17 protein-coding genes and 1 pseudogene are annotated in these 23,082 nt (G+C 72.8%); 8 read left to right on the top strand and 10 right to left on the bottom strand.

Annotation, left to right across the window (positions count from 1 at the left end):
- Positions 1–180 precede the first annotated feature (180 nt).
- The 3 genes from IG78_RS0108620 to IG78_RS0108610 all read left to right on the top strand — a co-directional run bounded on the left by IG78_RS0108620 (position 181) and on the right by IG78_RS0108610 (position 5,790).
- Positions 181–2,241: a phosphocholine-specific phospholipase C gene (locus IG78_RS0108620; RefSeq protein WP_030560807.1), complete on the top strand. Its 2,061-nt coding sequence runs from the start codon at positions 181–183 to the stop codon at positions 2,239–2,241.
- On the top strand, positions 2,127–4,901 hold the full coding sequence (gene valS, locus IG78_RS0108615) for a valine--tRNA ligase (RefSeq protein ID WP_318657517.1): 2,775 nt from the start codon (positions 2,127–2,129) through the stop codon (positions 4,899–4,901). Before IG78_RS0108620 ends, valS begins: the two co-directional genes overlap by 115 nt.
- Before the next feature lie 73 nt (positions 4,902–4,974).
- A complete protein-coding gene (locus IG78_RS0108610; RefSeq protein WP_030560805.1) occupies positions 4,975–5,790 on the top strand; it encodes an LURP-one-related family protein in 816 nt (271 codons plus the stop codon).
- 122 nt (positions 5,791–5,912) lie between these two features.
- Here the strand turns inward: IG78_RS0108610 and IG78_RS0108605 are convergent, their stop codons facing one another.
- Together IG78_RS0108605 and IG78_RS0108600 are read right to left on the bottom strand one after the other, a co-directional pair.
- The gene (locus IG78_RS0108605; protein WP_030560804.1) at positions 5,913–6,902 is read right to left on the bottom strand and encodes a DMT family transporter; all 990 of its coding nucleotides are present in this window, start codon (positions 6,900–6,902) and stop codon (positions 5,913–5,915) included.
- A 20-nt stretch (positions 6,903–6,922) separates the two neighbouring features.
- On the bottom strand, positions 6,923–7,768 hold the full coding sequence (locus IG78_RS0108600; RefSeq protein ID WP_051852444.1) for a phosphatase PAP2 family protein: 846 nt from the start codon (positions 7,766–7,768) through the stop codon (positions 6,923–6,925).
- A 232-nt stretch (positions 7,769–8,000) separates the two neighbouring features.
- On the opposite strand from IG78_RS0108600, the gene IG78_RS0108595 reads away from it, so the two are divergent.
- Positions 8,001–8,660 (top strand): TetR/AcrR family transcriptional regulator, encoded by a 660-nt coding sequence (locus IG78_RS0108595; protein WP_030560802.1) that lies wholly within the window; start codon positions 8,001–8,003, stop codon positions 8,658–8,660.
- Between the two features lie 196 nt (positions 8,661–8,856).
- On the opposite strand, the gene IG78_RS0108590 is transcribed toward IG78_RS0108595, so the two are convergent.
- From IG78_RS0108590 to IG78_RS0108575, 4 genes are all read right to left on the bottom strand, one after another.
- The gene (locus IG78_RS0108590; protein WP_030560801.1) at positions 8,857–9,792 is read right to left on the bottom strand and encodes a DUF2510 domain-containing protein; all 936 of its coding nucleotides are present in this window, start codon (positions 9,790–9,792) and stop codon (positions 8,857–8,859) included.
- Positions 9,793–10,007: 215 nt separating this feature from the next.
- Positions 10,008–11,222 (bottom strand): anhydro-N-acetylmuramic acid kinase, encoded by a 1,215-nt coding sequence (locus IG78_RS0108585; protein ID WP_030560800.1) that lies wholly within the window; start codon positions 11,220–11,222, stop codon positions 10,008–10,010.
- Positions 11,223–11,331: 109 nt separating this feature from the next.
- Positions 11,332–12,378, bottom strand: a complete 1,047-nt coding sequence (locus tag IG78_RS0108580; protein WP_030560799.1) for an acyl-CoA dehydrogenase family protein — start codon at positions 12,376–12,378, stop codon at positions 11,332–11,334.
- Positions 12,378–13,511 (bottom strand): acyl-CoA dehydrogenase family protein, encoded by a 1,134-nt coding sequence (locus tag IG78_RS0108575; protein WP_030560798.1) that lies wholly within the window; start codon positions 13,509–13,511, stop codon positions 12,378–12,380. The genes IG78_RS0108580 and IG78_RS0108575 overlap by 1 nt, the downstream gene beginning before the upstream one ends.
- Before the next feature lie 140 nt (positions 13,512–13,651).
- Here IG78_RS0108575 and IG78_RS0108570 point away from each other — a divergent pair.
- The 4 genes and pseudogenes from IG78_RS0108570 to IG78_RS0108555 all read left to right on the top strand — a co-directional run.
- Positions 13,652–14,299, top strand: a pseudogene (locus tag IG78_RS0108570) (SDR family NAD(P)-dependent oxidoreductase); the annotation flags it as partial.
- 127 nt (positions 14,300–14,426) lie between these two features.
- The gene (locus IG78_RS0108565) at positions 14,427–15,083 is read left to right on the top strand and encodes a TetR/AcrR family transcriptional regulator (RefSeq protein ID WP_051852443.1); all 657 of its coding nucleotides are present in this window, start codon (positions 14,427–14,429) and stop codon (positions 15,081–15,083) included.
- Between the two features lie 49 nt (positions 15,084–15,132).
- Complete coding sequence (locus IG78_RS0108560) at positions 15,133–16,290, top strand: acetyl-CoA C-acetyltransferase (protein WP_030560795.1); 1,158 nt, start codon at positions 15,133–15,135, stop codon at positions 16,288–16,290.
- A gap of 192 nt (positions 16,291–16,482) precedes the next feature.
- A complete protein-coding gene (locus tag IG78_RS0108555) occupies positions 16,483–19,131 on the top strand; it encodes an ATP-binding protein (RefSeq protein ID WP_030560794.1) in 2,649 nt (882 codons plus the stop codon).
- 383 nt (positions 19,132–19,514) lie between these two features.
- Here the strand turns inward: IG78_RS0108555 and IG78_RS0108550 are convergent, their stop codons facing one another.
- The 4 genes from IG78_RS0108550 to IG78_RS0108535 form a co-directional block, all read right to left on the bottom strand.
- The gene (locus IG78_RS0108550) at positions 19,515–20,516 is read right to left on the bottom strand and encodes an NAD(P)H-dependent flavin oxidoreductase (protein ID WP_051852464.1); all 1,002 of its coding nucleotides are present in this window, start codon (positions 20,514–20,516) and stop codon (positions 19,515–19,517) included.
- A 71-nt stretch (positions 20,517–20,587) separates the two neighbouring features.
- A complete protein-coding gene (locus tag IG78_RS0108545) occupies positions 20,588–21,376 on the bottom strand; it encodes a CoA-transferase subunit beta (protein ID WP_030560792.1) in 789 nt (262 codons plus the stop codon).
- A complete protein-coding gene (locus IG78_RS0108540; RefSeq protein ID WP_225881935.1) occupies positions 21,373–22,224 on the bottom strand; it encodes a CoA transferase subunit A in 852 nt (283 codons plus the stop codon). The genes IG78_RS0108545 and IG78_RS0108540 overlap by 4 nt, the downstream gene beginning before the upstream one ends.
- A gap of 74 nt (positions 22,225–22,298) precedes the next feature.
- Positions 22,299–23,057 (bottom strand): enoyl-CoA hydratase family protein, encoded by a 759-nt coding sequence (locus IG78_RS0108535; protein WP_030560790.1) that lies wholly within the window; start codon positions 23,055–23,057, stop codon positions 22,299–22,301.
- Between the last annotated feature and the right edge of the window lie 25 nt (positions 23,058–23,082).

The raw sequence follows: 23,082 nt of genomic DNA, 5'->3' as shown, positions 1-23,082 counted from the left end.
CATTCCGCCCCGGAAGAGATGTCACCAACCCGCGACGACACCACGCGCGGTTGTCCCCGCCGTCACTCCGCCGACACGAAACGGCCTGCCTCTTCCGTAATCCTGGCTCCCCTTGACACACTTCCCCCGCTCGTATCCCCCCACATCACGTCCCCCCACATCACGCGAGGTCACAACCCCATGCCTGAACTCAACCGGCGCCGCTTCATGCAACTGGCCGGTGGCACGGCCGCGTTCTCGACGCTCTCCCAGAGCATCAGCCGCGCCGCGTCACTGCCCGCCCGGCGGCTCACCGGCTCCCTCCAGGACGTCGAGCACATCGTGGTCCTGATGCAGGAGAACCGCTCCTTCGACCACTACTTCGGGACCATGAAGGGCGTGCGCGGCTTCGGGGACCCGCGCCCCGTCACCCTCCCCAGCGGCAAGCCGGTGTGGCACCAGCGAGGCGGCGGCAAGGAAGTCCTGCCGTTCCACCCGGACAAGGACAATCTGGGCATGCAGTTCATCGCGGGCCTCGACCACGACTGGGCCGGCGGTCACAAGGCCTTCAACAACGGGGCGTACGACCAGTGGATCCCCGCGAAGTCCGAGCGGACGATGGCGTATCTGAAGCGCGGTGACATCCCCTTCCACTACGCGCTCGCCGACGCCTTCACCGTCTGCGACGCCTACCACTGTTCGTTCATGGGGGCCACCGACCCCAACCGCTACTACATGCTCACCGGTCACGTCGGCAACGACGGCAAGGGCGGCGGCCCGGTACTCGGCAACCAGGAAGCGGGCTACGGCTGGACCACGTACGCCGAACGCCTGGAGAAGGCCGGGATCTCCTGGAAGGTGTACCAGGACATCGGCGACGGCCTGGACGCCGCGGGCCGCTGGGGCTGGCTGGAGCACGCTCCCTACCGCGGCAACTACGGCGACAACTCCCTGCTGTACTTCAACACCTTCCGCGAAGCCGAGCCCGGCGACCCGCTGTACGACAAGGCCCGCACCGGCACGAACGTCAAGGCGGGCGACGGGTACTTCGACCGGCTGAAGGCCGACGTCAAGGCGGACAAGCTGCCGCAGATCTCCTGGATCGCCGCACCGGAGGCCTTCTGCGAGCACCCCAACTGGCCCGTCAACTACGGCGCCTGGTACATCGCCCAGGTCCTGGACGCGCTGACCTCCAACCCGGAGGTGTGGGGCAGGACGGCGCTCTTCATCACCTATGACGAGAACGACGGCTACTTCGACCACGTAGTGCCGCCCTACGTCCCGTCCTCCGCGAACCAGGGCCTGTCCACGGTCGCCACCGCCCTCGACCACTTCCCGGGCAACGCCCAGTACGCGGCCGGGCACTACGGGCTCGGCCAGCGCGTGCCGATGCTGGTCGTCTCGCCCTGGAGCACCGGCGGGTTCGTGTGCTCCCGGGTGTTCGACCACACCTCGATCATCCGGTTCATGGAGAAGCGCTTCGGCGTGCACGAGCCGAACATCTCGCCGTGGCGGCGCGCGGTCTGCGGCGATCTGACGGAGGCTTTCGACTTCAGCGGCAAGGACACCCACCCGGCCGAACTGCCCGACACCGCCGGGTACGAGCCGCCGGACCAGGAGCGCCACCCCGACTACTACCCGAAGGCACCGGCGAGCCCCGCCCTGCCCCGCCAGGAACGCGGCACCCGGCGCACCCGGCCGCTGCCCTACGCCCCCGTGGTGGACGGCCACGCGACACCCGCGGACGGCAGACTCAAGCTCACCTTCGGCGGCGGCGACGCCGCGGGCGCCTGCTTCCACGTACGCTCCGGCAACCGCGGTGACGGCCCCTGGACGTACACCGCCGAGGCGGGCAGGACGCTCTCCGACACCTGGAACTCCGCCTACTCCGGGGGCAGCCACGACCTGACCGTCTTCGGCCCGAACGGCTTCCTGCGCACCTTCAGGAACCCGGGCAGGAAGGCGGGACCCGAGGTCACCGCCCGCCACGACAGGGCGACCGGGAACATCACGCTGACCCTGACCAACGCGGGCTCCGCGGACTGCCACCTCACGGTCACGAACGCCTACGGCGGCCACAAGGAGACCTTCAAGGTCAAGCCGGGCGCGACCGTTCAGCACACGGTGGACCTGCGGGCCGTCAAGCGCTGGTACGACCTGACCGTGGTGTCCGACACCGAGCCCGGCTTCCTGCGGCGCCTGGCCGGACACGTGGAGACCGGGCAGGCGGGCGTCAGCGACCCGGCACTCGCCACCGCCTGAGGCGTGTCCGCGCGTGCTCCCGCCCGGTTGCCGACGGGGCGGGAGCACGCGGAAATCCAGGTGAACGCGGCGACGTCTTCTCCGTCGACGCCCCGCCCCCGACCGTCAGCGGTTCGCTGCACGTCGGGCACGTCTTCTCGTACACGCACACCGACACCGTCGCCCGCTACCACCGGATGCGCGGCAAGAACGTCTTCTATCCGATGGGCTGGGACGACAACGGTCTGCCCACCGAGCGCCGCGTCCAGCACCACTACGGAGTCCGCTGCGACCCCGCCCTGCCCCACGACCCGCACTTCTCCCCGCCCGAACGGCCCGGCAAGCAGCAGCAGGCCGTCTCACGGCGGAACTTCATCGAGCTGTGCGAGCGCCTGACCGCCGAGGACGAGAAGGCCTTCGAGGACCTGTGGCGGCGCCTCGGCCTGTCCGTCGACTGGTCGCGCACGTACCGCACCATCGGCACCGAGGCGCGTGCCATCTCCCAGCGGGCGTTCCTGGCCGACCTGGCCCGTGGTGACGCCTATGCCGCCGAGGCGCCGACCCTCTGGGACGTCACGTTCCGCACGGCGGTCGCCCAGGCCGAGCTGGAGGACCGGGAGCGGCCCGCCGCCTACCACCGCCTCGGCTTCCACGGCCCGGACGGCCGCACCGTCCTGATCGACACCACCCGCCCCGAACTGCTGCCCGCGTGCGTCGCCCTCGTCACGCACCCCGACGACGACCGCCACCGCGGCCTCGTCGGCAGGACCGTCCGCTCCCCGCTCTTCGACGTCGAGGTCCCCGTCGTCGCCCACCGTGCGGCGGCGCCCGACAAGGGCACGGGCATCGCGATGGTCTGTACGTTCGGCGACACCACCGACGTCACCTGGTGGCGCGAGCTGCGGCTCGCGACCCGTCCCGTGCTCGGCTGGGACGGCCGCTTCCTCGCGCGGCCCCCGAGCGGCGTCGAGGCACCGGCCGCGGTGGCCGCGTACGCGGAACTCGCGGGCGCCACCGCGCACACCGCCCGCGAACGAGTCGTCGCCCTGCTGCGCGCCGCCGGTGACCTGCACGGCGAGCCGCGCCCCTGCACCCACGCCGTGAAGTTCTTCGAGAAGGGCGACAAGCCCCTGGAGATCGTCACCACCCGCCAGTGGTACGTGCGCAATGGCGGCCGCGACGAGAAGCTGCGCGGCGAACTCCTGGCTCGCGGCGCGGAGTTGAACTGGCATCCGCCGCACATGCGGGTCCGCTACGACAACTGGGTGGGCGGACTCAACGGCGACTGGCTGATCAGCCGCCAGCGCTTCTTCGGCGTCCCCGTCCCGCTGTGGTACCCGCTGGACGGCGACGGCACGCCCGACCACGACCGCCCGATCGTGCCGGACGCGGCGGCGCTGCCGGTGGACCCGAGCGCCGAGACACCACCCGGGTACGAGGAGTCCCAGCGAGGCAGGCCGCACGGTTTCACCGGCGACCCCGACGTCATGGACACCTGGGCGACGTCGTCGCTCACCCCGCAGATCGCCGGGCGGCAGCTCACCGTCCCCGACCTGTTCGCGAAGGTCTTCCCGATGGACCTGCGCCCCCAGGCCCACGAGATCATCCGCACCTGGCTGTTCGCGACGGTCCTGCGCGCGCACGCCGGGCACGGCACGCTGCCCTGGCGCCACACGGCGATCTCCGGGTGGATCCTCGACCCCGACCGCAAGAAGATGTCGAAGTCGAAGGGCAACGCCGTCACCCCCGCCGAACTGCTGCGCCAACACGGCTCGGACGCGGTGCGTTACTGGGCGGCGAGCGGCCGCCCCGGCACCGACACCGCCTTCGACACCGGCCAGATGAAGATCGGCCGACGCCTGGCGACGAAGCTCCTGAACGTGGGGAAGTTCGTGCTCGGCTTCGAGACGGCGGGCGACGCGCGTGCGGCCGGGGCCGTCACCGAGCCGTTGGACCGGGCGCTGCTCGTCGGCCTCGCGGCCGCAGTCGAGGAGGCCACGGCCGCCTTCGACGACTTCGACCACACCCGCGCCCTGGAGTGCGCGGAAGCGTTCTTCTGGCGCTTCTGCGACGACTACGTGGAACTGGTCAAGTCCCGCGCGTACGGCGACCACGGCGGCGCGGCCGCCCGTGACTCCGCGCGCGTGACCCTGCGCGTCGCCCTGGACACCGCCCTGCGGCTGTTCGCGCCGTTCCTGCCCTTCGCCACCGAGGAGGTGTGGTCCTGGTACGCGCCCGGGTCGGTGCACCGCGCCGCGTGGCCGTCGGCGGAGCGGCTGCGGTCACTCGCCGGTGCGGGTGCGGGTGCGGGTGCGGGTGCGGGTGCCGGTGCGGATGCGGGTGCGGGTGACGGGGCCGGTGCTGCCGCCGACCGGGAGCGCGGCGCCGTGGACGGACGTGTCCTCGCCGCCGCGGCCGAGGTCATCGCCGGGGTGCGCAAGGCCAAGTCCCTCGCCCGGCTCTCGATGCGGGCCGAGGTCGGCACGGTCGTGGTGCGCGGGCCGCGCGCCGCGCTCGACCGCTTCGCCCTCGTGGCGGCGGACGTGCGGGCCGCGGGGCGCATCGGGGAGGTGGCGCTGGAGGAGAGCGGGCGTTCTGCCGAGGGTGCGGCCCAGGGTTCGGAGGGGCTCACGGTGGAGGTGCGGTTCGAGCGATACCGGAGGGGTCCGGTACCGTCGTGAACATGGCCCGGCCTGCGGAAAGTGTGCTCCGGGGGCTGGTCGGACTCGGGGGCGTTCGGGGTAGTGTGCCCCGGTGACCACGCAATCGAACACTCCGGCTGGCTGGTACCCGGACCCTCAGGGCGCCACCCAGCTCCTCCGCTGGTGGGACGGCACCCAGTGGACGGACCACACCGACGCGGCCCCGCAGGGCACGCAGGCCGCCCCCGCGGCCCCGCCCGCCGACCCGGCCAAGGTCCAGCGCCAGGTGCAGCAGCAGGCGGGCGTCGCCCCCGCCGCCCAGGGCGGCGGGAGCCTGTTCAGCGAGCCCGTCCTGGTGGTGAACCAGAAGGCCAAGCTGATCGAGCTGACGAACGAGTACTCCGTCATGGACCAGTCGGGCAACCAGCTCGGCTCGGTCGTCCAGGTCGGCCAGAGCACCCTCAAGAAGGTCGCCCGCTTCGTCGCCAGCGTCGACCAGTTCATGACGCACAAGCTGGAGATCCGCGACGCGCACGGCACGCCGCAGCTCCTCATGACGCGGCCGCGCAAGTTCCTGAAGTCGCGGGTCGTCGTGGAGCGCCCGGACGGCCAGGTCGTGGGCGAGATCGTCCAGCAGAACGTCTTCGGCAAGATCAACTTCGCGATGAACGCGGACGGCGTACAGGTCGGCGCGATCAAGGCGGAGAACTGGCGCGCCTGGAACTTCTCGATCGTCGACCACACGGACACCGAGGTCGCCCGGATCACGAAGACCTGGGAAGGCCTCGCCAAGACGATGTTCACGACCGCGGACAACTACGTCCTGCAGATCCACTTCCAGCTCCCCGACCCGCTCCTGAGCCTGGTCGTGGCCACGGCCCTGACGGTCGACACGGCCCTGAAGCAGGACTCGCGCGGTCTGGGCTGACGGGCCGACGGGGCCGACACAACGCGCCCCGCCCGAGCCGATGACCTCGCGCCCCGACGCGGCCTCGCGGCCGCCGTCGGGGCGCGGTGTTCCCGTGCGGGGGCGGCAGCGCGCGACAGGGTCTAGTGGGGTGTGACCCGTAGGACGGTGGCCGGTTCCGGCTGGACGGGGATCGAGGGCAGATAGCCGCCCTCCACCGCGTCGAGGACCGACGCCGTGGGCTCGGCTGCGAGGGCGGGGCCCGGCGGGGGCGATTCGACCGGGTCGACCGGGCCCTCGCCGACGACCTGCCGCGGCGAGCGCGTGAGCACCACCACCCCGTACGAGGCGATCAGCGCGCCCGCCATCGCGAGGAGCACCCCGCCGACGCCGCCGCGCAGCCGCTCACCGAGCAGGGCCACTCCGATCGCCGACGCCGCCAGCGGGTTGGCGAGCGTCACGACCGCGAGGGGTGCCCCGAGGCCACCGCGGTACGCGGTCTGCGAGAGCAGCAGGCCGCCCACCGCGAGCGCGGCGACGAGCAGCGCCACCACCACGACCTGCCCGCTCAGCACGGGCCCCGACCGGTCCGTCGCCGCGACCGTCACCGTCTGGGTGAGCGCGGACGCCACCCCCGACGCGAATCCGGACGCGGTCGCGTGCCGCAGGCCCGGGCGGGTGCCGGGCCGCGAGAGCAGACCGATGACCGTCATCGTCAGGGCGGCGACCGTCACCGCCTCCGGCAGCGAGAGCGTGTCGTCGGGCTCCGGCCCCGACGCGGTGAGCAGCAGCGCGCCGAGCCCGATCAGGGTCAGCCCCGTACCGCGCCACTCGAGTCCTGTGACCCGCCGCCCGGCGAGGCGCGCGCCAAGGGGCACGGCGGCGACCAGGGTGAGCGCGCCGAGCGGCTGCACCAGCGTGAGCGGCCCGAACTTCAGCGCCGCCACGTGCAGGAGCGCCGCCGCCGCGTTCAGCCCGACCGCCGACCACCACGCTCCGCTGCCGAACAGCCGCCGCACCTGGCCGCCGCCGTCCGTCATGCGTGCGGCGAGCCGCTCCTGGGCCACGGCCGCGGCGGCGTACGCGACGGCGGAGACCAGCGAGAGCGCGACGGCGAGCAGGGTGGCGCTCATCGGGCCGTTCATCGGGCCGTTCATCGGGACGCTCCGGAGGCGGAGGCGGACGCGTAGGAGCCAGTGGGTGCTCCCCGAGCAGGAACTCCCGGGGTGGAGCGGCGGACGATCCGGGAGCGGGTCGGGTGCGGCAGCCGGAGTGCGGCAAGGGCGATGCCGAGCAGCGCGGCCGCCGCGAGGGCGTCGAGCCAGTAGTGGTTCGCGGTGCCGACGATCACGAACAGCGTGAGCAGCGGATGCAGCAGCCACAGCCAGCGCCACCGGGAGCTGGTAGCGACGATCAGACCGACGGCCACCATCAGCGCCCAGCCGAAGTGCAGCGACGGCATGGCGGCGAACTGGTTGGCCATGGTGTCGGTCGCGGGCTTGGCGGCGTACACCGAAGGGCCGTACACCTGGGCCGTGTCCACCAGGTGCGCCCCGGGCAGCATGCGCGGCGGCGCCAGCGGAAAGCCCAGGTGCAGCGCGAGCGCGGCAGCGGTGAGGACGGCGAGGATCCGCCGCGCCCAGACGTAGTGCCGGGGGCGGCGCAGATACAGCCACACCAGGAAGAGCAGCGTCGCCGGGAAGTGCACGGTCGCGTAGTAGGTGTTCGCGATGTGTACGAGGGTGTCGCCGCCGAGCAGTGCGTCCTGGACGGAGCCCTCGCCCGGCAGGCGCAGGAACCGCTCGGCGTCCCAGATGCGCCGTGCGTTGCGGAACGCCTCGCCGGTGTGGCCGTTGGCGAGCTGCCGGCCGAATTTGTAGACCAGGAAGAGACCGGCGACGAGGAGCAGCTCGCGTACGAGCGGTGGCCGGGCAGGGGTGTCCGGTCGTCCGGAGGTTATCTCCGGCTCCTGTTCCGCAGGCTCGGTGCGGGAATCCATCCGCCGGCCCCTTTGCGTGACGACTGGGTGGTGGTGCGGTGCGGTGTGTGGTGGTGCGGTGCGGTGGTCGGGCGGTGCGGGACCCTGCTCCCACACATCGATACGCCAGTGTACCGATACGCCAGTGTACCGATACTAGAGCGTACCGATACGGACGCGTACCGGTACACTGGCGTATCGATGGGGTCTGCGACGCGTGGACCGGCGGACCACCGCACCGAGGAGACCAGTGATGACGCCGCGGGAACGGGTTCACGACGAGCTCTGCGAGCAGGTGGCGGCGTCACGGCGCTCCAAGCTCACGCCCGAGCGTGAGCAGGAGTTCTACGACGCCGTCCTGGATCAGTTGCGCGCGTGCGGCTATGAGGCCGTGACGATGGAGGGAGTGGCCGCGCGCACCCGTTGCAGCAAGTCCACGCTCTACCGCCAGTGGAAGACGAAACCCCAGTTCGTGGCCGCGGCACTGCGCGCCAACCGCTGTGTGCGCTTCGCGGGCATCGACACGGGTTCGCTCGCGGGTGACCTGCGGGAGGCGGCGCGCGCCGCATCGAGCTGGGCGGTGCGCGACACCATGATCGAGCAGGCGCTCAGCCACGCCGTCCTCCAGGACGAGGACCTTCAGTACGCGCTGCGCGAGGCACTGGTGGAGCCCGAGGTGGAGGCCATCGACGGGTTCGTGCGGCGCGCGGTGGAGCGCGGGGAGATCACCGAGGGGCACCCGGCGGCGGAGTTCCTCACGGTCCAGCTTTTCGGTGTGCTGCGGGCGCGGCCCCTCGTGGAGGGGAAGGACGCCGACGCGGCGTATCTGACGCGCTTCGTGGAGGCGGTGCTGCTTCCGGTGCTCGGGCTCGTCGAGGGACCCCCGGCCCCGGCGAGGCCGGTGGCCGACTGAACGTGGGCCCGGCTCCGGTGGATGACCGGACCGGGCCCGCCGGGCGCCGCACCGTGGGGACGGGGGCGGCGCGCATCCCGGGGCCGGGCGGGCTGAACACACTCAGCCCGCCCGGCACCTGCCGTCGGGGAACGGACGGCGCCTTTCGTGGTGGGGTGCCTTTCGCGGTGGGGTGTCTTTCGCGGTGGGTCGCGTGTCAGACCTGCTGGCCGTCGCCCCCGCCGCCCCCGCCCTTGGCGGCCTTGATGCCCTTCGTGATCTCGTCCATGGACGACACCGACGGCGCGTCGTCGTGGTCGTCGATGCCGAAGCGTACGAGTACGAGGGTCATGTCGTCGGCGGGCGACTTGAAGGCGAGGGACTGCACATAGCCGTCGGGGCCCTTGCGGTTCACGGCCTTCCAGCGGACCAGATAGCCCTTCTGACCGGCGACGGTCACCGACTTCGACGCAAGGACCTTGTGCGAGACCAGCTTGCCGCCGTAGATCTTGCCGCCGTACGACTCCTCGGCGTTCTTCTCGATGTCCGCCTTGGCCGCGGCCTCGGGGTCGGTCTCCTTGACCCTCAGGCTGCGGGCCGGGGCGGAGAAGGCGCCGCCGCGCACACAGGTCTTGGTGTCGTCGCCGGGGCACGGGTACTTGCCGGTGGTGACGCTGGAGCCGATCCCGCTCGACCTGCCTTCCCAGTTGTCCGGGACCGGCATGCTGATGCCGCTCGCGGTGTCGGTGGCGAAGCCCTCCTCGGTCTGCGGACCCTCGGACGGCCCCGACGGTCCCGTCGGGTCGGGCTTGCCGGGCTCCTTGCCGCCCTTGCCGGGCTCCGAGGGTCCCGCGGAGACCGGGGGCTTGGCGCTGTCGTCGTCATCGCCGTCGCCGCCCGCGGTCAGCGCGTACACGCCGCCCCCTATGCCCGCGAGCACGGCGAGGGCCACCACGACGACGACGGCCGTACGCGCCCGGCGCCGCGGAGCCTGCGGCGGCTGCGGCGGGTATGGAGCGACGGCGCCGAAGCCACCGCCCGGCGTGCGGACGTGTTCCGTCCACGTGGTCCCGTCCCACCATCGCTCGGACGGCGGGGCACCAGGTATCTGCCCGGGGTCGGGATACCAGCCCGGGGGAGTCGCGTGCGTCATGGGCGTCAGCGTATGAGCATCGCGTGAAAGCTGGATGAGAGGGGTGCGTGCCGACCGGGCGGGTCGCCCGGTGCGGTTTCCTGTCTTGGCTGCCGCGCGGAGCGGTTTCGTGGCGTCGCCGCCGCGCGGAGTGGCTTCGGGGGGTGGCTGGTTGTGCGGAGCGGTTTCGCGGGCTGGCCGTCGCGCGGAGTGGTTTCGTGGCGTTGGCGCCTGGTTCAGTGGGCGTATCCGTTGACGACAAGGCGGGTCGGTGCCCGTACGCCTTGGGTGTCACCCGGCAGCCGCAGGCCCGCGCGTCCCGGTGTGATCGAACCGAGGACGCTCGCGTGCCGGGCGCCCGTGCTCGCCGGGACCGTCCCCGGCAGTCCGTGCACCGTGAGGAAACCGAGCACCGCGAACGCGTACGCCTCCTTCGCCGCCGGTGCGAGGCCCAGCTCGTCGGAGCCGCGCACCGGCACGCCGGTCCCCAACTCCGCCCGCAGCATGGCCAGCAACGTCGGATTGCGGATGCCGCCGCCGGACGCGACGACCTCGGTGGCCCGCACCGAGCGCACCGCGTCCGCGACCGTCACCGCCGTGAGCCGGGTGAGGGTCGCGACGACGTCCTCCGGGCTCAGCGGGCTCCCCGGGCTGCCCGACGCCGCCGACGCGTACCCCGCGAGGGCCTCGCGCAGATAGGCCGCGTGGAAGAGCTCCTTACCGGTGGTCTTCGGGGCGGGCAGCGCGTAGTACGGCTCGGCCAGGAGGTGGGTGAGAAGTGCGCCGTTCACGGTGCCGCGCGCCGCGATCGCGCCGTCCCTGTCGTAGGCGAAGCCCTGCGTACGGCCCTGCGGCGTCAGTTCGCGCACCGCGGTGTCGATCAGCGCGTTGGCGGGGCCGGTGTCGAAGGCCGTGCCGTCAGGGGCGGTGATGTTCGCGATGCCGCCGAGGTTCAGGGCGACCGGCGTGCCGGGGCGGCCGCGCAGCCACAGTTGGTCGACCAGGCTGACCAGCGGTGCGCCCTGCCCGCCCGCCGCCACGTCACGTGGCCGGAAGTCGGCTACCACGGGCAGGCCCGTCGCCTCCGCGATCCACGCGGGCTGGCCGATCTGGAGGGTGCCGTGCACCCGCCCGTCCGCCACCCAGTGGAACACCGTCTGCCCGTGCGAGGCGATCAACTCGGCGCGCCCGTCGCACAGTTCCCTGTCGGCCTCCGTGGCCGCCGCGGCGAACGCCCGGCCGATGCGGGTGTCCAGGACGCAGACGTCGGCGAGGGTGGTGGGCGACGGCGGGAGGGCCGCGGTGAGGGCGGCCCGCAGACCGTCGTCGTACGCGCGGCTGATGACGCCGAGCGGTGTGAGACGCAGGCAGTCGCCTTCGAGGGCGAGGTCGACGGCGCCGGCGTCGATGGCGTCGTGGGAGGTGCCGGACATCAGACCGATCACGCGCACGAAGGTCTCCTTGCCTCGCCGGGCGCGACGCCCCAGAGGTTTCGCCGGGTGCCGCCCCCAGATGTCTCGACGGGTGCTGACCCCATGATCCTTGGAACCAGGGGTCCCGTCACCCCCCGACAGCACGCACCACCCGCCCCCGCCATTCCCCGGCCCCGCCCCAAGCCCCCCGCAGCGCCCGGGCCTTAAGGAGCCACAGGGACAGGTCGTACTCGGCCGTGTACCCGAGGGCGCCGTGCAGTTGCAGCGCGGCCCGGGCCGCGTGGTGTGCCGCGTCCCCGGCGGCCACCTTGGCAGCGGCCAGGTCCACCTCGGCCTGCCGGTCGCCGCCGCCCGCCAGGGACACCGCCGCCCCGAACACCAGCGGCCGCGCGAAGGCGAGGCCCACCAGGACGTCGGCGAGCCGGTGCTTGACGGCCTGGAAGGAACCCACCGGCGCCCCGAACTGCGTTCGCCCCCGCACATACGCCACCGTGCGGTCCAGGAGCGCGTACCCGACTCCCAGGCACTGCGCGGCCGTCGCGAGAGCCGCCCAGTCCAGTGCCCGCCTGGTCGCGGCGTCCGCGTGCGTCCCGGACGCGAGGCGCTCCCCGCCCGGCAGCAGCGCGGCCGACCGGCGGGCCGGGTCGAGGGACGCGCGCGGGTCCGTATGCCCGGGGGCGAGCCGCACCTCCCCGTCACCGGCGGCGAGCAGCACCGTGGCGGCGTCGGCGTCCAGGGCTCGGGTGCCGGTGCCGGTGCCGGTGCCTGTGCTTGTGCTTGTGCTTGTGCCGGTGAGCGTCAGCGTCGCCGCTGCGGAGCCGTCGACGAGCCCCGGCAGCAACCGCTTCGCCGGGTCCGGCACCCCGAGTTCGGCGAGGCGGGACAGGAGCGTCACCGACGCCACCGTCTCGACGAGCGGTCCCGGCACCGCGTGCCGCCCCAGCTCCACGAAGGCGACGGCCGTTTCGACCGGCAGCGGCCCCACGCCCGCGTGCTCCTCGGGCGCCGCGAGCGCGAAGACACCGGCCGCGCCGAGTCCGCGCCACACGGCGAGCCCGGGGGCGTGCTCCCCGGCGGCCCAGGCCCGCGCGGCCGCCGGCGTGCCGGCCGCCGTCAGCATGCCGTCGAGCGAACGCGCGAACGCCCGCTGCTCGTCGTCCAGGAGGAACCGCATCACCGGCGCCCCTTCGGCAGGCCGAGCAGCCGCTCGGCGACGAGGTCGCGCTGGATCTCGTTGGTGCCCGCGTAGATCGGTCCGGCGAGCGCGAACACATACCCCTCGGTCCACTCGCCGCACTCCGTCCCCAGCAGGTCGAGGGCGGTCTCGTGCACGGCGATGTCGTGCTCCGACCAGAACACCTTGTTCAGGCTCGACTCCGCCCCGAGCGACTCACCGGCCGCGCCGCGCGCCACCCCGGCCCATGTGAAGAGCTGATACGCGCGCGCCCCGATCACCGCGTCGGCGACTCGGTCGCGCAGCGCGGTGTCCGACGGGTCGCCGTGCGCACGCCACTCGCGCACGAGCCGCCCGGCCGTCGCGAGGAAGCGTCCCGGCGGACGCAGCGTCAGACCGCGCTCGTCGCCCGTCGCCGACATCGCGATCCGCCAGCCGTGCCCGGGCTCGCCGATCACGTCGTCGTCGGGTACGAACACGTCGTCGAGGAACAGCTCGGCGAAGGCGGGCTTGCCGTCCAGGCGCCCGATGGGCCGCACCGTGACGCCGTCCGCGTCGAGCGGGAACATCAGATACGTCAGACCCCGGTGCGGCCGGTCCGCCGTCGGATCGCTGCGGAACAGGCCGAAGGCGCGGTCGGCGAACGCGGCCCTAGACGACCACGTCTTCTGCCCGTTCAGCACCCAGCCGCCGCAAGCGCGGCGGGCCGTGGCGCGCAGCGAGGCCAGGTCCGAACCCGCCTCCGGCTCCGACCAGGCCTGGGCCCAGATCGTCTCGCCGCGCGCCATGGGCGGCAGCAGGCGGGCGCGCTGCTCGGGCGTGCCGAAGTCGAAGAGCGTCGGCGCGAGCAGGCTGATGCCGTTCTGCGAGACCCGGCCGGGAGCGCCCGCCGCCCAGTACTCCTCCTCGAACAGCAGCCACTCCACGATCCCCGCGCCGCGTCCGCCGTACTCCTCGGGCCAGGACACCACCGACCAGCGGTCCGCCGCGAGTTCGCCCTCCCAGTCCCGGTGGGCGGCGAAACCCTCTTCGGTTTCCAGTGACGGCAGCGGGCGCGGGGGAACGTGCGCGGCGAGCCAGGCGCGCGCTCGCCGCGCGAACTCCTCGTGCGCCGCGGTGAAATCGAGGTCCATGCCGGTCCGCCTCCCGCCCGAACATCTTCCCTAACAACTGTTTGGTAGGTTATCGTGCGAGAAGGACATTCGTCGAGAGCCGACTGCGTCGGAGGCTCCGGACGAATGCGGGGCGAGCTTCGCGTGAGGGGGTGGCAGGCATGGTCGAGGCGGACAGGACAGCGGAGTCGTACGTAGCGGGGCACGGCCTGCTCGACGGCCGCACCGCCGTTGTCACGGCGGCGGCAGGAGCGGGCATCGGCGGCGCGACCGCACGCCGATTCCTGGAGGAGGGCGCCCGCGTCGTCATAGGAGATGTGCACGCCCGCCGCACGAAGGAGACGGTCGGGCGTCTCGCCGAGGAGTTCGGCGCCGGTCGCGTGCACGGCACTTCGTGCGACGTGACGGACGAGGCGCAGGTGGCAGCCCTGTTCGACCTGGCCGAGCAGTGCCACGGAGGCCTCGACATCGTCGTGAACAACGCGGGCCTCGGCGGCACCGCCCTGCTCACGGACATGACCGACGAGCAGTGGGGCACGGTCGTCGACACGACGCTGACCGGCACGTTCCGCTGCACCAGAGCCGCCCTGCGCCGTCTGCGCGCCGACGGCCGCGGCGGCATCGTCGTGAACAACGCCTCGGTGCTCGGCTGGCGCGCACAGGCGGGCCAGGCGCACTACGCGGCGGCGAAGGCCGGTGTCATGGCCCTCACCCGCTGTGCCGCCGTGGAAGCGGCACCCCACGGCATCCGCGTCAACGCCATAGCACCCAGCCTCGCCCTGCATCCGCATCTCGCGCAGGTCACCTCCGGGATGTCCTCGTAGCGGAGCTACTAGGGCATTTCGGCAACGCGGCGAGCGTGCGTGCCAGGCGTCGCGACGCCGCGCCGACCCATCGGACACGCCCTGGGGTCCGGGCGACGGGGAGAATATCGGTGTGCCGAAACAGAAACAGTCCAGCGACACCAGCGCCGCCCAGACCACCCGTGCCAAGAAGAAGCCTCCGGTGACCCCCTCGGCCGAGCGGCGCGGCGAGCTGCTCGGCATCGCCGCGGACGTCTTCGCCGAACAGGGCTACAACGCCACGACCGTCCGCAAGATCGCGGACGCCGCGGGCATGCTGGCCGGCAGCCTCTACTACCACTTCGACTCCAAGGAGTCGATGCTCGAAGAGATCCTGCGCACGTTTCTGACGGAGCTGTGGGACGGATACGACAGCGTCCTCTCCGCACCACTGGGACCGCGCGAAACCCTGGAAGCCCTCGTCACCGAGTCCTTCCGGGAGATCGACCGGCACCGCTCCGCCGTCGCGATCTACCAGAAGGAGTCCAAGCACCTGGTCACCCAGACCCGTTTCGAGTACCTGGTCGAGTCCCAGCAGCGGTTCGAGAAGGCCTGGCTCTCGACCCTGGAACGCGGCGTCGCCGAAGGCGCCTTCCGGGCCGACCTGGACGTCCGCCTCGCCTACCGCTTCGTGCGCGACACGGTCTGGGTCGCCGCGTCCTGGTACCGCCCCGGCGGCGGCCACAGCCCCGAGGAGATCGCCCGCCAGTACCTGTCGATGGTCCTGGACGGCATCGCCGTACGCACATGAGCGCGCGCCGTCGCCCGTACGGCGCCACGACCGCGAGGAGTACGCAGCCATGGCCGAGGCCTACATCGTGGAGGCGGTCCGCACACCCGTCGGCAAGCGGGGCGGGGGCCTGGCCGCCGTACACCCAGCCGACCTCGGCGCCCACGTCCTGAAGGCGCTCGTGGAGCGCAGCGGAGTCGATCCGGGCGCCGTGGACGACGTCGTCTTCGGCTGTCTGGACGCGGTCGGACCACAGGCCGGGGACATCGCGCGCACAAGCTGGCTGGCCGCGGGGCTCCCCGAGGAGGTGCCGGGCGTGACCGTGGACCGGCAGTGCGGATCCTCCCAGCAGGCCCTGCACTTCGCCGCCCAGGCCGTACTCTCCGGCACCCAGGACCTCGTCGTCGCGGGCGGCACCCAGAACATGTCGATGATCCCCATCGCCTTCGCGTCCCGGCAGGCGGCGGCGCCCCTCGGCCTGACCGAGGGCCCCTTCGCGGGCAGCGAGGGCTGGCGCGCCCGCTACGGCGACCGGCCCGTCAACCAGTTCCACGGCGCCGAGCTGATAGCCAAGAAATGGGGCATATCCCGCACGGACATGGAGGAGTTCGCCCTCCGCTCCCACCGGCGTGCCCTCCGCGCCGTCGACGAGGGCCGCTTCGACCGCGAACTCGTCCCCCTCGCGGGCGTCACCACGGACGAGGGGCCGCGCCGTGACACCACGGCGGCGAAGATGGCGGCCCTGGCCCCCGTCCTGGACGGCGGCACCGTCACCGCCGCCTGCTCGTCGCAGGTCTCCGACGGCGCCGCGGCCCTGCTCCTGGCCGGTGAACAGGCACTCCGCACCCACGGGTTGACGCCCCGCGCCCGCGTGCACCACCTCTCGGTGCGCGGCGAGGACCCGATCAGGATGCTGTCCGCGCCCATCCCCGCCACGGCGCACGCCCTGAAGAAGACCGGCCTGACGCTCGACGACATCGACCTCGTCGAGATCAACGAAGCCTTCGCGCCGGTCGTCCTCGCCTGGCTGAAGGAGACCGGCGCCGACCCCGGGCGCGTCAACATCAACGGCGGAGCCATCGCCCTCGGACACCCCCTCGGGGCCACCGGCGCCCGCCTGATGACGACCCTCCTGCACGAACTGGAGCGCACCGGCGGCAGGTTCGGTCTCCAGACGATGTGCGAAGGGGGTGGCCAGGCCAACGTCACGGTGATCGAACGACTGTGACCTGCCGGGCCCGTCAGCGAAGGCGCCGCGGCGAGACCACCTCGCTCCCCGCGGGCAAGACCGTGCGTCCATGGCATATGACATCCCGTCACTCCTTGTGGGAGCAGCTACGCGGACCGCGCACCGCGAAGACCCCGGCCCGGCTAGTCTCAAGTTCTGTACGTCGATTGAGCGACCCGGGGAGGTAGCGCGATGACGCAGGGACGGCCCGGAGGTGGCGCCTGGGCCCCGCTGTGGGAGCGCGAGACGGAACTCGCCGCGATCGAGGGCGCGGTGACCGACCTGTGCTCGGGCAGGACGAACCGCGGCGGTCTGCTGGTGTTCAGCGGCGAGGCCGGCATCGGCAAGACGGCACTGCTCGCCGAGGCCCGCCGTATCGCGCAGGACCGGGCGGCCACGGTCTGGGTGGCACGCGGCGGCGAGACCCTGAAAGAGGTCCCGTTCAACGTCGTAAGACACCTGCTGCAGCCCGCCCTGATCTCGCTCACACCCGAGGAGACCCGCGAATACCTCGGCGACTGGTACGACATCGCGGGCCCCGCACTCGGCATCACCGAGCCGGGCAGCGGCCGCCCCGACCCGCAGGCGGTGTGCGACGGCCTCGTCGACGTGGTCACCCGCCTCGCCGGGGTGCACTGGCCCCTCGTCCTGATCGTCGACGACGCGCACTGGGCCGACCAGGAGACCCTGCGGTGGCTCGCCGCGTTCGTCGAACGGCTCGACGACCTGCCCGTCCTCGTGGTGGTCGGCCACCGGCCCGGCGAGGCGAACGGCGACAGCGCCGTCCACCTCGCAGGGATACGCTCCGCCGCCCGCCCCACGACCGTGCTGCGCGCCCTCACCCCGGACGCCGCGGCGGGTCTGACCCGCGCCACACTCGGCGAGCACGCGGACGCCCCGTTCTGCCGTGAGGTCTGGGCGGTCACCGGCGGCAATCCGTACGAGTCCGTGGAACTGCTCGCCAAGGTCCAGGACAGCGAGATCGAACCGGTGGAGAGCTCCGCCGCCGAGCTGCGCGACCTCAACCGCTCGGCACGCGGCCGCGGCCTCGTCGACCGCATCCAGGAACTCGGCACTGACGTCACCCAGTTCGCCTGGGCCGCCGCCATCCTCGGCTCCGCGATCTCCGTGGAGCTCGCCGCGTCCCTCATCCCCATGCCGCTCGCCGACGCCGAACGGTGCGCGGAGCGGCTGGCCGCCGCCCGCATCGTGACCAGTGGCGAGATGGGTCTGGAGTTCGTGCACCCGCTGATCGCCTCCGAGGTGTACCGCTCCATGCCGTCCGCCACCCGCACCGCCTTCCACGGCCGGGCCGCCTGGGCCGTCACCCGGTCGGGGCGCGGTGCCGCCGCGGCCTCGCCCCACCTCCTCGAAGTCATCCCCGACGACGATCCCGAACTCGTCGCGCAGTTGCGTCAGGCCGCCGCCGAACACCTCGCGGTCGGCGCGCCCGACGCGGCCCGCCGCTGTCTCGAACGTGCCCTGCGTGAACCGCCCCGGCCCGGCGTGCACGCCCGGGTGCTCTACGAACTGGGCTGCGCCACCCTGCTCACCTCGCCCGTCACCACCATCGGGCATCTGCGCGAAGCGCTGTCGATGACCGGGCTCAGCCAGGAGCTGCGCGTCGACGCCGTGTGCCGCCTCTCGCAGGCGCTCGTGCACAACGACGAGCTGGGTGAGGGCCTGCGCGTCATCGACGAGGAAGCCGCGAGGCTCCCCGACGGCACCCACCGGCTGCGGCTCCGGGCCGTCCACTTCATGTGGGAGGGCATCCACGCGGGCGAGGAGGACTCACCGGGCCGCTCCCGCCGCCTCGCCGCGCTCGCCGGACCGCTGACCGGCCGCGACAACGCCGAGCGCGCGCTGCTCATCCTGCGCGCCTTCGACGCCATGACCCGCGGGGAGAACGCCGAAGAGGTCGTCGAGCTGTGCGACCGCGCCCTCGTCAACGGCCGGCTCGCGCCCGGCCTCGGCTGGACCGACGCCGAGTGGAGCTTCGAGCTGCGCCTGATGCTCGGCAGCTCCTACGCCTTCGCGGACCGCCTCGACCGGGCGGAGAGCCTGTTCACCGAAGGGGTGAAGGCGTACGAGACGGCGGGCTGGAGCGGCGGGCACCTCGCGCTGGCGCACGCCTTCCTCGGCTATGTGTACCGCAGGCGCGGGCGGCTCAGGGACGCCGAGAAGTCGCTGCGCGAGAGTCTGCGGCTCGCCGAGCGCGTGGGGCAGGGCGGACTCCCGATGCACTGGGAGGCCGCCAGCATGCTCATCGACACGCTGCTCGCCCGCGGGCACGCCGAGGAGGCCAAGTCCGTCGCCGACCAGTACGGCTTCGCCCCGGCGTCCGCGTCCACGATCTACGTGCCCGACGCGATGTCCGTACGCGGCAGACTGCTGCTCGCGCTCGGCCACACGGAAGAGGGCCGCAACGAACTGGAGGCCACGGCCAAGGCGTTGACGGCCCGCGGGCAGTACAACACCGTGCTCGCACCGTGGGCCTACGACCTCGCCCGCGCGCTCGCCCACGAGGACCCGCGGCGCGCCGCCGACCTCGTCAGGGACGCCCGCGTGCAGGCCGAGCGGTTCGGCACGGACACGGCGATCGGGGAGGCGGTGCGCTGCGCGGCGGGGCTCGCGTCTGGTACGCGCGCCGTGGCCCTCTACGCCAAGGCCGTGACGTATCTGGAGGCCTCGCCGTGTGCGTACGAGCACGCTGTCGCGCGGGTCGAGTACGGGATCGCCGCGGGCGACGTGGACGCTGTGCAGCGGGGGCTTGCGCTGGCGCGGGCGTGCGGGGCGGATGGGCTGGCCGCCCGGGCTGAGCGGGGGTTGGCCGGCGTCTAGGGGGTGCCCCCCTGCCCTGCCTTGCCGTCGGTCGGCCTGCGGCCTCGTCCTCAAGCGCCGGACGGGCTGGGTGGTGCGGTCTGCGGGCTTGTTGTCCGGTGCCGGTCGGCTGGTGGTCATCGGCCTGCGGCCTCGTCCTCAAGCGCCGGACGGGCTGATTGATTCGGTCTGCGGACTCGTTGTCCGGTGCCGGTCGGCTCGTGGTCATCGGCCTGTGGCCTCGTCCTCAAGCGCCGGACGGGCTGGGTGGTGCGGTCTGCGGACTCGTTGTCGGGTGCCGGACGGGCTGATTGATTCGGTCTGCGGGCTTGTTGTCGGGTGCCGGACGGGCTGAAATGCGCCGCGCCGGGTGACACAGTCGCGTCCGTCGCGTCCGCGTGTCCTCAGGGGGTGAAGGGGCCCTTGTGCAGGGACTCATGGGTTTGCGTCGCTTCCCTTATCGTTCTGGTGATCAGCTCCGCGCATGTCGGTAGGTCGGCTATCAGGGCTGCTACCTGGCCCGATGCCATCAGGCCTCGGTCCGGGTCGCCGTCCACCAGGGCGGACTTGAGCATCATGGGGGTGTTGGCGGCCAGCAGGAGTTGGCTCCAGGTGAGGTGTTTGTCGTGGCGCATGGCCAGGCCGTCGCGGATCAGGCCGGGCCAGCTCGTGCCGGAGGTGCGGCGGAACGCGGAGGCGTGGCGGGCGGCGCGGAGCAGGGAGCGGAGGGGGCCCGACCGTTCCAGGTCAGTCACGAGATCCGTGCGCAGCATGCGGTGGGGGAGGCCGTCCACGCGCGTGGTGACCGTGATGTCCTTGACCGTCGCCGCCAGATAGCGGGCCTTCACCGCGTCCGGCACCGTGGACTCCGCGGTGAGGAGGAACCGTGTACCCATGGCCACGCCCGCCGCGCCGTACGCCAGCGCGGCGACCAGGCCCCGGCCGTCACAGAAGCCGCCCGCCGCGACCACGGGGATGTCCACGGCGTCCACGACCTGGGGCAGGAGCACCGTGGTGGCGACATCGCCGGTGTGGCCACCGCCCTCACCCCCCTGCACCACCACCGCGTCCGCGCCCCACGCCGCCACCTTCTCCGCATGCCGCCGTGCCCCCACGGACGGGAACACCAGGACACCGGCGTCCTTGAGCTCCGCCATCAGGTCCTTCGACGGCGCCAGGGCGAAGGACGCCACCCGCACCCCCTCGTCGATCATGATCCGCACCCGTTCGCGGGCGTCCCCCGCGTCGGCCCGCAGATTCACCCCGAACGGCGCCTCGGTACGGGACCTGACCTCCCGCACCGCCGCACGCAGCCGCTCGGGCGTCATCGTGGCGGAGGCGAGGATGCCGAGCGCCCCGGCGTTCGCCACCGCCGACACCAGACGCGGACCCGCCACCCAGCCCATACCGGTCTGCACGAGGGGGTGCCGCACCCCGACGAGCCGGGTCAGCGCCGTCTGCGGTCCGGGCGGCACGGTCACGGCGCGGGCACCTCGCGCTCGCGCAACCCCGCGGGGTCCAGGACGGCACGTATCAGGTGGAGTTCCTCGGCGGTCGGCTCACGGGTGGTGCCGTCCGGGGGCGGGCCCTCCGGGGGGCTCAGGGGGAAGCCCGTCGCCGCGCGGACCTCATCCGCAGTCACCCCCGGGTGGAGGCTCACCACACGCATCGCGCGGTCCCGCGTGGCGAAGTCGAAGACGCCGAGGTCGGACACCACCCGGCGCAGCTCGTGGAAGCGCGTCGCGGACGGGCCCGCCGCGGCGGCACTGTCGTACCCGACCCCGCAGATCATGTCGACCCGCTCGACGAACACCCGCGGCGAATGCCGCGGGATCCAGTAACTCACCGGGTTGTTGAGGGTGTTGGCGGGCGCGCCACGGGCCCCGAGGAGCTGGCGCGTGGGCTGCCGCCAGTCGCCGACACAACTGATGTTCTGGTTGCCGAAGCGGTCTATCTGGCTCGCGCCCATCATCACGTGGCGGCGGCCACCCATCACCATCGTCAGATGGCGGCGGTACGGCAGCCAGCCCTCCGTCACCGCCGACCGCGCCCCGACCGCCGGCACATCGCCGATCAGCAGGGCCTCGCCGTCGGTCAGGAGCAGCTCGGGCGCGAACGTGAGCTTCGCCAGGCGCGCCGCGATCGTGGGCACCGTGCCCATGGGGGCGGCGAGCACCTCACCGTCGCCCCGCCACGCCTCGGCACACGCCACCACGCAGTACTCGGCTCGCGTCACTGTTGTCACTGTCGTCGGTGTCGGTGTCATCGTTGCTCCTTGTGCCAGGACCGCACGGCCGCCCGGTAGTCCTCCTCGCCCGTCCCCGACAGGAAGCGGGACGTGAAGGCTCGCCAGGTCTCCGGGGTGCGGGCCGCCGTGGCGTACTCCCTCTGGAAGGCCTCGTCACGGCCGTGGTCGGGGGCGCACGAGGTGAAGTGGGCGCCCTCGGGGCTCTCGGCGACGCCCGTCACCGCGTGCCGGGAGACGAGCAGCGTCTGCGGCGCCGCGTGCCGTGTCAGCTCGGCGGTGGGCACGATCCGCTCGCACGTCACGTACGCCGTGTCCGCCGCCTCGCAGAACAGGTCGTCGAAGTACGGATCGGGGCCCAGATACTGGCCGTTGCCGCGGGCGTCCGCGCGGTTCAGGTGCACGAGGGCGGCGTCCATGCGCAGTGCCGGGACCGCCACGAGCTCCTCCCCGTCCGCGTACGGCGACGTCACCGTGCGCAGCGTCGGGTTGACGCGCAGCACGTCCGAGCCGAGGCCCGCCCTGACCGGCAGGAACGGGAGCCGCTGGGCACCCGCCGTCAGGCCCTGGAGGAACATCGCCTCGTCCAGCTCCACCAGTTCGAGGGCGCCGCGCTCGCGGGCCGCACGGAAGTGCGGCTCCAGCGGGATCGAGTCGAGCGTCACGAACGGCGTGACCAGCTTGCGGACGCGGCCCGCCGCGGCGAGCAGCCCGACGTCCGGGCCACCGCAGGACAGGACCGTCAGGTCCGTGACGTCGGAGCGCAGCAGCGCCCGCACCAGCGCCATCGGCTTGCGGCGCGAGCCCCAGCCGCCGATGCCGAGCGTCATACCGCTCTCCAGGCGCCCCACGATCGCGTCGAGCGTCATGACTTTCCCGCTCGCACCGCCCGTGCCGCGCCCGTCGTTCGCGCCGCCCGTGCCGTATCCGGCGTGCCCGTCGCTCATAAGGTCCCCCCTGTCTCCGCCCGGCCGAAGTCCGCGCGGACGCGGTCGGCGAGGCCGCTGAGGTTGGCCTCGAAGGTGAAGCCCTGCTCGAAGCGGTAGCTGCGGTGCACGTCGACCGGGTCGATGCCGTTGATCGCGGCCTTGGCCAGGCGCAGCAGCGTGCCGTCCTTGCGGGCGATCTCGCGGGCGAGATCGAGGGCCGCCGCGCGCAGCTCCACGCGGGGCACCACCCGCCACACCGAGCCGTGCGCGTGCAGTTCGGCGGCGGTCGCCGTGCGCGAGGTGTAGTACAACGCCCGCATCAGGTGCTGGGGCACCAGGCGCGCCAGATGTGTGGCGGCGCCGAGCGCGCCGCGGTCGAGCTCCGGCAGGCCGAAGGTGGCGTCGTCGGCGGCCACGATCGCGTCCGCGTTGCCGACGAGCCCGACGCCACCGCCCAGGCAGAAGCCCTGCACCGCTGCGACGACCGGGACCTCGCAGTCGTACACCGCCGAGAAGGCCGCCGCGCAGCCGTGGTTGGCGCCGATCAGCGTCTCGTGGCCGGTGTCGCGCTGCATCTCCCTGATGTCCACGCCCGCGTTGAAACCGCGGCCCGCCGCCGCGAGCACCACGCAGCGGACGCCGGGGTCCCGGCCCGCGGTGCGCACCGCGTCCGCGAGGTCGTACCAGCCCTGCACCGGCAGGGCGTTGACCGGAGGGTGGTCGACGGTGACGACGGCCACGCCCCTGGCCGGAGCCGAGGTGGAGACAGACATCAGGAGATCCGCTACCTTTCGAACA

The sequence above is a fragment of the Streptomyces aureocirculatus genome, assembly GCF_000720475.1.
GTDB lineage: Bacteria > Actinomycetota > Actinomycetes > Streptomycetales > Streptomycetaceae > Streptomyces > Streptomyces aureocirculatus.
The sequence above is the reverse complement of the archived record's forward strand: the minus strand, read 5'-3'. Positions and strand labels throughout refer to the sequence as shown.

What these genes read in the sequence shown, in the direction of transcription:
- IG78_RS0108575 (WP_030560798.1), bottom strand. Translation starts at nt 13,511, where the DNA reads ATGGACCTCGATTTCACCGCGGCGCACGAGGAGTTCGCGCGGCGAGCG.
- IG78_RS0108595 (WP_030560802.1), top strand. Translation starts at nt 8,001, where the DNA reads ATGACGCCGCGGGAACGGGTTCACGACGAGCTCTGCGAGCAGGTGGCG.
- IG78_RS0108555 (WP_030560794.1), top strand. Translation starts at nt 16,483, where the DNA reads ATGACGCAGGGACGGCCCGGAGGTGGCGCCTGGGCCCCGCTGTGGGAG.
- IG78_RS0108540 (WP_225881935.1), bottom strand. Translation starts at nt 22,224, where the DNA reads ATGACGCTCGACGCGATCGTGGGGCGCCTGGAGAGCGGTATGACGCTC.
- IG78_RS0108590 (WP_030560801.1), bottom strand. Translation starts at nt 9,792, where the DNA reads ATGACGCACGCGACTCCCCCGGGCTGGTATCCCGACCCCGGGCAGATA.
- IG78_RS0108580 (WP_030560799.1), bottom strand. Translation starts at nt 12,378, where the DNA reads ATGCGGTTCCTCCTGGACGACGAGCAGCGGGCGTTCGCGCGTTCGCTC.
- IG78_RS0108535 (WP_030560790.1), bottom strand. Translation starts at nt 23,057, where the DNA reads ATGTCTGTCTCCACCTCGGCTCCGGCCAGGGGCGTGGCCGTCGTCACC.
- IG78_RS0108605 (WP_030560804.1), bottom strand. Translation starts at nt 6,902, where the DNA reads ATGAGCGCCACCCTGCTCGCCGTCGCGCTCTCGCTGGTCTCCGCCGTC.
- IG78_RS0108560 (WP_030560795.1), top strand. Translation starts at nt 15,133, where the DNA reads ATGGCCGAGGCCTACATCGTGGAGGCGGTCCGCACACCCGTCGGCAAG.
- IG78_RS0108545 (WP_030560792.1), bottom strand. Translation starts at nt 21,376, where the DNA reads ATGACACCGACACCGACGACAGTGACAACAGTGACGCGAGCCGAGTAC.
- IG78_RS0108620 (WP_030560807.1), top strand. Translation starts at nt 181, where the DNA reads ATGCCTGAACTCAACCGGCGCCGCTTCATGCAACTGGCCGGTGGCACG.
- IG78_RS0108600 (WP_051852444.1), bottom strand. Translation starts at nt 7,768, where the DNA reads ATGGATTCCCGCACCGAGCCTGCGGAACAGGAGCCGGAGATAACCTCC.
- IG78_RS0108550 (WP_051852464.1), bottom strand. Translation starts at nt 20,516, where the DNA reads ATGGGCTGGGTGGCGGGTCCGCGTCTGGTGTCGGCGGTGGCGAACGCC.